The organism is Acidithiobacillus sp., from assembly GCF_049965315.1.
GTDB lineage: Bacteria > Pseudomonadota > Gammaproteobacteria > Acidithiobacillales > Acidithiobacillaceae > Acidithiobacillus_B.
In genome coordinates this window covers 1-11,585 of record NZ_JBMFWL010000045.1, presented here as the reverse complement: position 1 = coordinate 11,585, position 11,585 = coordinate 1, and the positions used below count along the sequence as shown (strand labels likewise).

The following is an 11,585-nucleotide window of genomic DNA, read 5'->3' as shown; positions in this document are numbered from 1 at the left end:
GCTTTGCGTCATTTGCATTTCTTGCCGGGCATTGTTGTTGATTGGCGACGGTCATCGCCGATCATTTCGCAGGGAAGGTAGGATATTGTGTTTCATAAGCGTTTTTTGTATATGCTAATAAACGTTTATGGTCAACAGCTTATGGCACTTTCCCGGAATTTTTTCCAGATCCGGCCAAAAATTTTCCATGTCTCTCTGGCTTGATGGCGGGCATGCGTCGGGTGACGGCGACAATATCCTGCTGCCTTGCCGTGTATGTCATTACAAAACAACGTGGTAGCTTGTGGTATGAATTTTGCTAAATGACCCGCATGAAGCATGAACGTGTCATCTCGTCGACTCGCCGCCTCCGGTCCCTGGGTCGGTCCGCTTGTCTGGCTCTGGCTTTCTGGATGGTGGCGACCCCCGTCTTTGCCGAGCCCTTTGGCTTCGCCCAGGTGGAGGACAAGGCCAGGGCGTTGCAGGAGGCTCCTTATCAGGCGCAGGCCTTGCCCGTGCCAGCGTCCTTGCAAAAGCTCACGCCCGAGCAATATGCCCAGATCCAGGATGTGGATCCCCTGTGGCGCAGGCAGGGTTTGCCCTTTGAGGCCCAGTTTTATCTGCCCGGCTCTTATTTCGATCGCCCGGTGGTGATCCGCAGCATCGTGGACGGGCAAGTACAGCCCATCCCTTTTTCGCTCCAGCACTTCGGCTTTGGCGACCTGCAGGTTCCGAATGATCTGCCGGCCGACCTGGGTTATGCCGGTTTCCGCCTTTTGTATCCGCTCAATACCCCGCCCCATCACAACGAGTTCATTTCATTTTTGGGGGCGAGCTATTTCCGTGCCGTGGGGACGGGGCAGATTTATGGGACGTCCGCCCGCGGGCTGGGCATCGATACGGCCCTGCCGTCCGGAGAGATATTCCCCTATTTCAAGGAGTTCTGGCTGGTGCAGCCGCAGCCCGGCGCAACGGAAATGGTGGTTTATGCGCTTCTGGACAGTCCCGTAGCGACGGGGGCCTATCGCTTCGTCATTCATCCGGGCAAGGCGGTCACGGTGCAGGTGGAGGCGACGGTCTATCTGCGCAAGCCCGTGCAGGTGCTGGAAATCGCGCCCCTGACCAGCATGTATTGGCACGGCAAGGGGCGTGGGCCGGTGGCCGGTGATTGGCATCCCGAGCAGCATGATTCCAGCGATCTGGTGATGGCCAACGGCGATGGCGAGTGGATCACGCGTCCTCTGGACAACCCGCTCCATATCCAGGCCACCACTTATGCCATGGATCATCCCCAGGGATTCGGCCTGATCCAGCAGGACCGGCAATTTTCCGCCTACGAAGGCTTGAATACGCAATATCAGCTACGGCCCAGCGTTTGGGTGGAGCCCCTGGGCGACTGGGGTGAAGGTCATGTCAAGCTGGTGGAGTTACCCACCAACAATCGGGATATGGACAATATTGACGCATTTTGGGTGCCAGCCCGGCAACCCGCGCCGGGGGAGGCCTTTCATTTCGCCTATCGGCTCAGGTTCTTTCTGGATAATGACGGACTCATTCCCAATGGTCATCCGGTGGCTACCTATCTGGGCGACGGCAAGGTGCCGGGGTCAAGGACGGTGGTCATCGATTTTGCCGGCGGTCCTCTGACGCAGTTGCCCGGATCTGCCCCGGTGGACGCCATCATCAGTGTGGATCATGGCGCGAAGGTATTGAAGCAGAAAGTCGAGTGGGATGACGCCAGGCATTTCTGGCGGGTGGTTGCCGATATCCTCCCGGTTTCCGGGCAGCCGGCCAATGTCCGCTGTTACCTCGCCCTGAACGGCCAGGCGATGACGGATACCTGGACCTATTTGTTACATGCAGCGAAGGAGTAGACATCATGTTCAAGGACGACTCGACTTATAGCGTGAACCCCGATTTGCATCAGGACAGGTTCGTGGTTGAAAAAAATGCGCCGGTCCTCAGGCGAATCGAGCATTATCTGACCCGCTTGCAATTGAGCGACGCCCAGCGCCTCTGGATCCGCGCCCAAGTGCTGGCGCGGATGAACGCCCCGGCGGAACAGGACGCGCTGTATGGTTTGGCCTTTGCCACCGTGCAGACGGCGCTGGCGACCCTGGCCGATGGCGATGAAATGGATGGGCGCCTGGATCTCTGGGCCGGCATGGAGGGTCAGCGGGATGAGGGCGAAAAGCGCGCCCGCTGGCTGCAACGGCAGATGCAACCGCCGCTGCTGCGGCAGCCCATGGCGTCCCGTCCCCTGAACCGCTCCCTTTGGGCCGCCTGTCTGCGTTTCCTGGATCTCCTGGCCTTTCGCCGGCATACGGCGGCAGCGCGGCGCGCCTTGCAGGGCGAATACTGACCATGGTGAACGTGCGCCCCGTCTGGGAGTCCATCGCCCGATCGCGCCGTGCCTGGCTGACGGCGTTGATCGTGCTGCCGGCCTGCGCGGCGGGTGTGCTGCTGGACCAGGCCTTCGCGCAACGTTTGCCGTTATGGCTGGAAATCCCCACGCTGATCATTTTCGTTTTGCTGTTCGCCTGGATATCGGCGGGATTCTGGACTGCCATGGTGGGTTTTGTCCTGCTCCTGCGCGGCGGCAGTCATAAGACGCCCGGCAGTCCCGAGCAGCGCCTGGTGCAACCGCGACCGCAGGTCAAAACAGCCATCCTCATGCCCATTTATAATGAGGAAGTGGAACGGGTGGCGGCGGGGTTGCAGGCCACCTATCGCTCTCTGGAACTGGCCGGGGCATTGCCGTATTTCGAATTCTTCCTGCTCAGCGACACCCGTGATCCGGCGGTCTGGCTCCAGGAAGAAATGGCTTGGTCGGCTTTGTGCAAGGCCCTGCAAGGCTTCGGGCGCATTCATTATCGGCGGCGGCCGGTCAACAACAAGGCGAAAAGCGGGAATGTCGCGGACTTCTGCCGACGCTGGGGCAAGGATTACGAATACATGGTGGTGCTGGACGCGGATAGCGTCATGCGCGGCGAGACCTTGCTGCGTTTGCTGGAGATGATGGAAGGCAATCCCCAGGTGGGCATCATCCAGACGCAGCCGCTGGCGGTGAATCGGGAGACGCTGTATGCGCGGCTGCAACAGTTTGCGCATCGCCTCTATGGTCCCTTGTTCAGCACGGGCTTGCGTTTCTGGCAGTTGGGCGACGGTCATTACATCGGTCATAACGCCATCCTGCGCACGGCGCCTTTCGTTCAGCATTGTGCGTTGCCGGTGTTGCCGGGACGTCCGCCTTTGGGAGGCGCCTTGCTGAGCCATGATTTCGTGGAAGCGGCGTTGATGGCGAAGGGCGGTTGGGAGGTGTGGTTTGTCCCGGAACTGGAGGGCAGCTATGAAGAAGTGCCGCCGACCCTCATTGACGACTTGAAACGGGATCGGCGCTGGGCGCAGGGAAACCTCCAGCATCTGCGGCTGTTGAGCAGCGAGGGCCTGCGTTCGGCCCATCGCTTTCTCTTTATCAATGGCGCCATGTCCTTCCTGGCGGCGCCGCTCTGGGGATTGTTCCTGTTGTTGGGTGGGGTCGCTGCCTGGCATTGGCAAAGCCCCCTTGGCCTGGGCGGGGTGGCGCTGGACAATGCTTGGACCGTTGAGCCTCTGCCCTTGTGGATTTTCGGGATTACGGCCACGCTGCTGCTGGCGCCCAAGTTCATGGCCATATTCTGGGTGTTTTGGCAACGGGATCTCGCCGTGCAGTTTGGGGGTTTGTGGCGCCTGGGCTGGAGCGTGCTTCTGGAAGCGCTCTTTTCCGTTCTCATGGCGCCCATCCGCATGGTCTTTCATAGTCAGTTCGTCATTCAGGCATTGCTGGGCAAAAGTGTGCGCTGGGGTGCGCAGGTGCGCGGCGATCAGGCCACCTCCTGGGGGGATGCCTTGCGCAGCTTTGGATGGTGTTCCGCCACGGGTCTTATTTTGGCGGCGCTCCTCTATCCCTTGCTGGGTGGCTGGCATTTTGGCTGGTTGGTGCCCATCTTGCTGGGCCTGTCGGCGGCGGTTCCGCTGGCGGTCCTGACGAGCCGCGCCTCCTTGGGGCGCGCGGCTCGGGCGCACGGGCTCTTTGTCATTCCCGAAGAGCGTTGTCCGCCCTTGGAACTTCAGGGTTTGGCGCAGGATCGCCTGGTGGAGCTGCCCCACTTTACGGGAGATCCTTTTGTGCAAGTGGTGGTGGATCCGCAGCTCAATGCCCTCCATGCAGCCCTGCAGCGCAATCGCCCCGGGGTGTGGCCCAAGGCCGCGGCCCTTTGCCACAAGGCATTGGCGCTTGGGCCGCAGCAGTTGACGGGGCGGGAGCGCAACCTCCTGCTCAGCGACCGCCATTCCATGCTGGCCCTCCATCGGGCGGTGTGGTCGCTGGCGGATGAAGAGCGTATTGCCGATTGGGGACTGGCGCTCCCCGAAGGCGCCTGATTCCTGGCGCCCTTCCATGACCGGGGCAGGGATGAATCATAGTGTCTTTCACGAAGTGTGCAGGATTGGGGAATAGCCTATGTCTGTTGATGATGGCCGGCCTCTGGATATCATGGAGATGGCGGGTCTGGGATCGCTCAAAACGCTCCTGGAGCGCGCGCAGGCCGGCGATGTGGCGGCGCAGTATAATTTGGGGGTGCAGTATTTTACCGGTGCCGGCGTGCCGCAAGATTACCTGGAAGCGGCAAAATGGTATGGTGCGGCGGCGGACCAGGGCGATGCCCAGGCTCAGTTCAATCTGGGATTGATGTTTTATGGGGGAACGGGCATCCCCAGGAATATTCCCTACGCCTACGAACTGTTCAGCCTCGCGGCGCGGCAGGGCGATGAGCGCGCCCGGCAGGGAATGGCGGCGATCCTTGCGGAAGCCTCGCCCGAGGAGGCCGCGGAGTTACGCCGGCTGGGCGAGGAAGGGCAGGCCGGGCGGCAGCATTAGGCGCTGCGTTGCGGCCTGCGGATGTTTCCCTAGCCGGGGCGCCGGTGGCGCAGGTCGGCCATGCGCCGGGCCTTGTTGCTGCCCGTGCCGAGGTAGCCGGGCACGATGGCTTCCAGAGCGCTGGGCTGGATGCCGAAAATGCTCGGGTAGCCTGGGGTGGCGCAGACGTTGTCGACGGAAAGGGAGCGCAGGTTGTCGCGGGTGAGCATTTGCCCCGGGAGTTTTTCCAGGACCATGGCCTGCAGGTCGGCCAGCCAATCGGGCAGGGGGACAATGGCCCGATGGGTGCCGATGAGGCTTTGGGTGTAGGCGACCAGTTCGCCGAGGGTGTAGACCTTGGGGCCGCAGAGATCGTAGGCCTGGCCAAAGGCGGCGGCGTTGTCCAGGGAGCGGACGTAGGCGGTAACGACGTCTTCCACCCACACGGGTTGCATTTTCGCCTGGGCTTTGGCCAGGGGCATGACGACGGGGATGGCGCGGAGCAGGCCGGCGAAGCGATTGAAGAAGCTGTCGCCTTCCCCAAAGATCACGGATGGCCGGAAAATGGTGACCTTGAGGCCGCGCCCCCAGACCAGCTTGGGGCCGTTGAGGTAGGTGAAGTGGCCGAGTTTGGCGCTGTCCTGGCCGGACTGCCGGACAATCTCCTCGCCGATGCCTTTGGAGCGCAGATAGGCGCTGGGGCCGACGGGATCGGCGCCCAGGGCGCTCATGTGCAGCAGACGCGGTACGCCTACTTGGGCACAGGTGTTGGCCACCAGGCGGGGAAGTTCGATGTGGTTGCGGTCGAAGTCACCATGGCGCTCCGGCGGATAATCGCTGCGCCCGGCATGGCGTTCATTGAGGATGCCCACGAGATTGATGACGGCATCCATGCCCGCAAAATGTTTTTCCAGGGTGATCGGGTTATGGACGTCGCCTTCGATCAGGTCGACGCCGGGAAGCACCAGCAGTTTCTCCCGGTAGCGTTCGCGGTTGCGCGTAAGTATCTGTATGGAATATCCCTTCTGGCTGAGCCGCTCGGCCAGATGGCGGCCCACGAAGCCGGTCCCGCCGAGAATGCAAACCTTTTTTATTGCCATCTTTGTCTCCCTGTAGCTTCGGCGTAAATATAGCATAGGGACGGGTTGATTGGTTATTCTGGGTGTTGGGCTACGGGCAATGGGAGGGGAGCGTGGGGAAAATGCGGATCGGGTGCCTAGCGATGCTGCTGGCGGCGCTGCCCTTGGCGGCCCAGGCCTATGAATACCCATGGCACCGGGAAGGGCATCGGGAGATTCGGCAGGACGCGGGCTGGGGAGGCGGTACGGCGGATCAGTCGGCGCAGCCCCTCACCGCCCAGGTGCAGGTGGACAGCCCGGCGACGGCGGCCTTCTCGCCCAACGGCGATGGGACGAAGGTCATCGTGCGGGCCATTGATCAGGCGCGGCGGCAAATCCTGGTGCAGGCCTACGGCTTCACCTCCGCGCCCATCATCCGGGCGCTGGGTCAGGCCCGGGCGCGCGGCGTGGACGTGGCGGTCCTTCTCGACAAGAGCAACGAGACGGGGCGTTACAGCGGCGCTACCTACCTGATCAATCACCAGATCCCGGTCTGGATCGATAGCTCGGTCCGCATCGCCCACAACAAGGTCATGATCATCGACGGCATGACCGTGGTGACCGGCAGTTTCAATTTCACCAAGGCGGCGCAAAAGGACAACGCCGAGAACGTCCTCGTCCTGTGGAACGCCCCCGCCCTGGCGGCGGCGTATGTGCGCGACTGGCAGTGGCGCAAATCCCTGAGCCACGGCTTTCAGCAATGAAGCCCGGTAATGTTTTCGTGGCCTGGGGCGGCTTTTTGGCGGCCTTGGCCATGGCCCTGGGCGCCGTCGGCTCCCATCTCCTGCAGGGGCGGCTGAGCCCGGCGCTGATGAACATCTATCATATCGCCAACCAGTTTCAGATCTATCATGCGCTGGGGCTGATCCTGGTGGGTATCCTGATGCAGTCCCAGCAGGGACGCAGTGTGACCCTCCTGCGCTGGGCTGGTTGGATCATGTTGCTGGGGATTTTTCTTTTTTGCGGCGGCCTGACGGTGTTGACCCTGACGGGCTGGATGTGGATGGCGATCCTTGCTCCCTTTGGCGGCACGGCTTTCATCGTGGCATGGATCCTGGTGGGGGTGGGGGCGTTGCGGGGCTGATGGGAAGTTAATCGCAAGCGGTAAGGCGTCATCATAGTGTCACATTCGTCTGCTACGCTCGGATTGTTCTTGGAAAACGCGCCGTGCGTGGAGGGGATCGTGATGCAGGGGCAGGACTGGCCGCGTTTTCAGCACTACCTGGGCCGCTTGTCCGGAATCCGGGGGTGTGGCGTTGCCGAGCAGCGGCGGGCTGTTTTTACACAGCGAAAATCTGCCCGATGACGATGGCCTCAGCGCGCTCCCGCCGGTCTTCTCCGCCAGCGCAGAAACGCCAGCGCACGCCCGCGGATACGGAGGGCCATGCAGTCTGCAGAGCGATCTGCCCGGAGCGCGAGTCCGCGTGCTCCATCCGGAGGCGGAGCTTTATGGCGCAGCCTTCGTTCCCCGCGCTGCGTTGCCGCCCCTTGCTTCATGAACGGTGACTGGCAGGACCTCCTCGCCGCCCTGGAGGCGCTGCGTGCCCGCGTGCTGCGCGAGAGCGAGGCACGCATGGTGGTTCTGGAGGGGCAGGACCCGACCCTGCGCCTGCATCCGGGCGTGCACAATATGCTGCATTATCTCGCCCTGCGCCGGGTGGATCTGCGTCCGTTGCAGGAGGCCCTGGCAGGGCAGGGGCTCTCCTCTTTGGGGCGCTCCGAGAGCCATGTGCTGGATACCCTGGATCACATCATCGCCTTGCTGTCTGCGGCCTTGGGCCGGCCGGAGCCGGAGGCCGGGGAACAGGCGACCCTTCGCCCTGATGAAGGCATGCGCCTGCTGATCCAGAATACGGAGCGGCTCCTGGGGCCGGCCCGGGAGCACCGCAGCACCCGCATCATGGTGACATTGCCGGGTGAACGGGCGGATGACCCCGCTTTCTTGCAATCCTTGCTGGCGACGGGCATGGATGTGGCGCGCATCAATTGCGCCCATGACGGTCCCGAACAATGGCGGGCGATGGTGAAAAATCTCCATCAGGCCATGCAGGAGCAGGGAGGATCGTGCAGGATCCTCGCGGATCTGGCGGGCCACAAGATCCGTACCGGCCCTTTGCCCATGGAGCCGGGAGTGCTCCATCTGCGACCACAACGCGACCGTTTGGGGCGCCTGCAGGCGCCTGCACACTTGCGGGCCATTGTGTCCATCCAGGCGGAGGTGGCCTTGCCCGGCGGGGTTCAGTGCGTGCTCCTGCCGACGGCGGGCAGCTCTGCGCCCCGGGTGGCCGAAGAACTGCTCTGCGTGGATGCGCGGGGCAAGGAGCGCGTATTGGTGGTGGATGCCGTGGAAGGGGGTGTTCTGACCCTGCACTGTATGCAGGGAAGCTATCTCGTCAATGGCAATGCCTGGCAGAGCCGCCGCCGGCGCCATTGCCGGGGGGTGGTGGCTGGTATCCCCGCAGCGCCGGTGCAGATCGTGCTGGAGGTGGGGGATCTCCTGTTGCTGAGCAGCGACGCCGGGCAAGGGCGGGCGGCGGCTGCCGACCAGCCGGCGCAGGTGGCCTGTACGATCCCCGCGCTGGTGGAAAGACTGCCTCCAGGGCAGGCGGTGTGGGTGGATGACGGCAAGATGGCGGCGGTGGTGGAGGCCCAAGGTCCGAAAGGGGCCCTGCTGCGCATCACCCATGCCAAACCGGGTGGGGCGCGTCTGTTGCCGGATCGCGGCCTGAACTTCCCCGGCCTGCCGCTGAATCTGCCCCCTTTGAGCGATAAGGATCTGGCCGATTTGGACGTCATCATTCCGCTGGTGGACATGGTGGGGTTCTCCTTTGTCGAAAGCGGCGCGCACATGGGGGCGTTGCTGGAGGCGTTGCAACAACGGCAGGCCACCCACCTGGGCATCATTGCCAAGATCGAGACGGCCCAGGCCTTTCGCCGCCTGCCGGAGATCCTGCTGGCGGCCCTGGGGCGGCAGCCGCTGGGGGTGATGGTGGCGCGGGGCGACCTGGCGGTGGAAGTGGGGCCGGAGCGGTTGACGGAGGTGCAGGAGGAGATCCTGTGGTTGGCGGAGGCCGCGCATCTGCCGGTGATCTGGGCCACCCAGGTCCTGGAAACGCTCACCAGGAAGGGCAGCATCTCCCGCCCCGAGCTGACCGACGCCGCCATGGGGGTGCGCGCCGAGTGCGTCATGCTCAACAAGGGTCCCTTCGTTGCCGAGGCGGTGCATACCCTCGACGACATCCTCACCCGCATGCAGGACCACCAGCGCAAGAAATTCACCCGCTTGCGGGCGCTGCACTGGCAGGATGGCGGCTGAATCCGAGCAGGAGCGGCCCATGGCCGCGATTTCCCCCGACGGGTGGGGTGATGCGAATCAGGTTCAGGACAGCGGCGCTTGCCAGAGGCCGTCCCAGCTTTTCTGGGCGGCAAGGCCCAGGCGTTGGGGAAGGGTGCTTTTGCGCTGGTAGTGGACGGCGAGGACCTTGGCGCGCTTGGCGGCGTTCAACAGTTCGTCGTCGCTGGTGCCGAGGGCGTCGATGAGGCCCAGTTCCAGTGCCTTGCTGCCCAGCCAGGCCTCGCCGGTGGCGACCTTGGCCAGGTCCAGTTGGGAGCGGTAGGTCTGGACGAAGTCGCGGAAATGGGCGTGGGTTTCTTCCAGTTCCTCGCGCAGCTTGGCCCGGCCGGCCTCGGTGTTTTCGCCGAAGAGGGTGACGGTGCGCTTGAACTTGCCGGCGGTGAACTGCTCCATGTCGATGTTCTTGCTGCGCAGCCAGCGGTGGAAGTTGGGGATCTGGGCGATGACGCCGATGGAGCCGATCATGGCGAAGGGGGCGGCGATGATGCGATCCGCCACCACCGCCATGAGATAGCCGCCGCTGGCGGCCACCGTATCCACCATCACCGTCAGGGGCAGCTTGGCCGCGCGCAGGCGCAGGAGTTGCGCCGCCGCCAGCCCATAGCTGTTGACCATGCCGCCGCCGCTTTCGATGCGCAGCAGGACCTCGTCGCCGGGCTGCGCCGCCTGCAGCACGGCGCTGATCTCCTCGCGCAGGGCGGCGAGGGCCGAGGCGCGGAGATCCCCCTTGAAATCCAGGAAGTAGGCGCAGGGCTTGGTGCTATCCGATTTGGCCTCGGCCTTGCGCTGGGCCTTGCGGGTTTTTTGCAAGGCCTTGCCCGCCTTCCTGGACAAGCGCGCCGTCTGGATGCTGTCGCCCATGGCTTCCAGTTGGCGGTTCAGGTCCGTCACCTGGATCTGGCCGCCGCTCTTGCCTTTCCGCTTGCCGATGGCGACCAGGCCGCCGGCGATGACCAGGATGGCCACGACGATGGTGGCGGTGTCGGCGAGGAAGAGGGCGTAGTGACTGAAGAAGTTTTCCATGGGTGCATGGTACACGAGGGCGGGAGGTAAAAAAACGCCTGCCCTGGGGCAGGCGGAGGTGTGGGTTAAGGCTGATTTATTGGGCTGAATGGGCCTTCAAGGGGATATCAATGGTGTCTGATCTGCCCTTGCGCAGTTCGGAGTTGCCAGGGCCTCTGCCGGGGACCTGGGGTGCAAGATTTTCACCCCCGCGGGGAAAAGGCAGGGCGGGCCCTTCCTGGACGTTGGGCGGGGGAAGTTTTTTCCCTGCGTTTGGTCCCCAGGCAGGGGTGAGCGCTATAGCGGATGCCGATACTGGCGCGAGCGCCAAAAATGCGGCAGCGAGCAAAGTGTGGGCAAAAGCATGGGAAAGCGGTTTATTGGCCATTGAGCAGCCTCCAGTAGAGGGGGACCATCCCTGCTGTTTGGTGCAGGATGGATTTCAGGGCATTGCCTTGAGAAAGGGTGATGAAACTCCCGGTAAGGCTTGGGGCGGAGGCGAAGCCTGAACCCAGGGCGATTCCTCCGGGGTTTGGACCATAGCCGCTTGGCGGGTTGATGACCGTATCCAAGGAGTTGATCAAGCCGTCCCCATTGACATCAAAGACGGGGCTGGAGAAAGAAGTTCCCGTTGCGTAGTTGAAGTCCATCAGATAGCTGCTTCCGCCTGCTCCGCAGACATTGGGTGTGGGTGCATAAGTAGTAAAGATTACTTGGCCAGCATAAAGCAACATGTTCGTGATCATGCGCTCGCCTGTTGCGGGCAGATTCACGTACCAGCCTGAATTGGTGGACCAGTTGATGGGGTTCTTGGACATGAGGCGAACTTGGGTCGCGCCAATGTTGGTAGTATAGATGGTTTGTTGCACCAGACTGGATTGGGTAACCGTGGACCCGGTTCCCTTATCCCATACGCCATAGACGGATTGTACCTGGGTATTGGTCAGATCCGATTGCTGCAAAAGCTGGCCGGTGCCAAAGATTACCATCAGCCCCGGTTGCGCCGGGTAGTTGGGGTTGAGGGTGACCAGGGGCGGGGTGGTGATGGGTTGGGGCAGGTTTACGGTCGTGCCATTGATGCTGGCTGGCAGCGTTGGCGTCTTGAAGAGCAGGGTTACGGGCGTAGGCACGTTCTTTTGGCCATTTGCCGGGTTGAGGGCAGTCAAATCGATCCGCCAGAGGTTGCCCTGGAGGTCACCGATATAAACCCGGTTGTCCGTGCCATTGCCGAGAG

The 11,585-nt window shown here is 62.8% G+C and carries 10 protein-coding genes; 7 read left to right on the top strand and 3 right to left on the bottom strand.

Annotated features, from left to right (window positions below; all coding sequences use genetic code 11):
* Nucleotides 1–311: 311 nt before the first annotated feature.
* The 4 genes from ACP5MM_RS09285 to ACP5MM_RS09270 all read left to right on the top strand — a co-directional run bounded on the left by ACP5MM_RS09285 (nucleotide 312) and on the right by ACP5MM_RS09270 (nucleotide 4,897).
* Complete coding sequence (locus ACP5MM_RS09285) at nucleotides 312–1,853, top strand: glucan biosynthesis protein (RefSeq protein WP_427932774.1); 1,542 nt, start codon at nucleotides 312–314, stop codon at nucleotides 1,851–1,853.
* 5 nt (nucleotides 1,854–1,858) lie between these two features.
* A complete protein-coding gene (locus ACP5MM_RS09280) occupies nucleotides 1,859–2,341 on the top strand; it encodes a hypothetical protein (RefSeq protein ID WP_427932772.1) in 483 nt (160 codons plus the stop codon).
* 2 nt (nucleotides 2,342–2,343) lie between these two features.
* Complete coding sequence (gene mdoH / locus ACP5MM_RS09275) at nucleotides 2,344–4,401, top strand: glucans biosynthesis glucosyltransferase MdoH (RefSeq protein WP_427932770.1); 2,058 nt, start codon at nucleotides 2,344–2,346, stop codon at nucleotides 4,399–4,401.
* A 79-nt stretch (nucleotides 4,402–4,480) separates the two neighbouring features.
* Nucleotides 4,481–4,897: a tetratricopeptide repeat protein gene (locus ACP5MM_RS09270; RefSeq protein ID WP_427934479.1), complete on the top strand. Its 417-nt coding sequence runs from the start codon at nucleotides 4,481–4,483 to the stop codon at nucleotides 4,895–4,897.
* 29 nt (nucleotides 4,898–4,926) lie between these two features.
* On the opposite strand, the gene ACP5MM_RS09265 is transcribed toward ACP5MM_RS09270, so the two are convergent.
* Nucleotides 4,927–5,976 carry a complex I NDUFA9 subunit family protein gene (locus ACP5MM_RS09265; RefSeq protein ID WP_427932766.1) on the bottom strand — a complete coding sequence of 350 codons (1,050 nt, stop codon included), beginning with the start codon at nucleotides 5,974–5,976 and terminating at the stop codon, nucleotides 4,927–4,929.
* Between the two features lie 122 nt (nucleotides 5,977–6,098).
* Here ACP5MM_RS09265 and ACP5MM_RS09260 point away from each other — a divergent pair, with 122 nt between their 5' ends.
* The 3 genes from ACP5MM_RS09260 to ACP5MM_RS09250 all read left to right on the top strand — a co-directional run bounded on the left by ACP5MM_RS09260 (nucleotide 6,099) and on the right by ACP5MM_RS09250 (nucleotide 9,310).
* Nucleotides 6,099–6,698, top strand: coding sequence for a phospholipase D family protein (locus tag ACP5MM_RS09260; RefSeq protein ID WP_427932765.1), 600 nt, complete (start codon nucleotides 6,099–6,101; stop codon nucleotides 6,696–6,698).
* Nucleotides 6,695–7,078 carry a DUF423 domain-containing protein gene (locus ACP5MM_RS09255; protein WP_427932763.1) on the top strand — a complete coding sequence of 128 codons (384 nt, stop codon included), beginning with the start codon at nucleotides 6,695–6,697 and terminating at the stop codon, nucleotides 7,076–7,078. The genes ACP5MM_RS09260 and ACP5MM_RS09255 overlap by 4 nt, the downstream gene beginning before the upstream one ends.
* Before the next feature lie 411 nt (nucleotides 7,079–7,489).
* Nucleotides 7,490–9,310 (top strand): pyruvate kinase, encoded by a 1,821-nt coding sequence (locus ACP5MM_RS09250; protein ID WP_427932761.1) that lies wholly within the window; start codon nucleotides 7,490–7,492, stop codon nucleotides 9,308–9,310.
* Nucleotides 9,311–9,373: 63 nt separating this feature from the next.
* On the opposite strand, the gene sohB is transcribed toward ACP5MM_RS09250, so the two are convergent.
* Both sohB and ACP5MM_RS09240 read right to left on the bottom strand, forming a co-directional pair.
* Complete coding sequence (gene sohB, locus ACP5MM_RS09245; RefSeq protein WP_427934478.1) at nucleotides 9,374–10,372, bottom strand: protease SohB; 999 nt, start codon at nucleotides 10,370–10,372, stop codon at nucleotides 9,374–9,376.
* A 356-nt stretch (nucleotides 10,373–10,728) separates the two neighbouring features.
* On the bottom strand, nucleotides 10,729–11,585 hold an 857-nt coding region (locus tag ACP5MM_RS09240), incomplete at its 5' end, for a pilus assembly protein (RefSeq protein WP_427934477.1).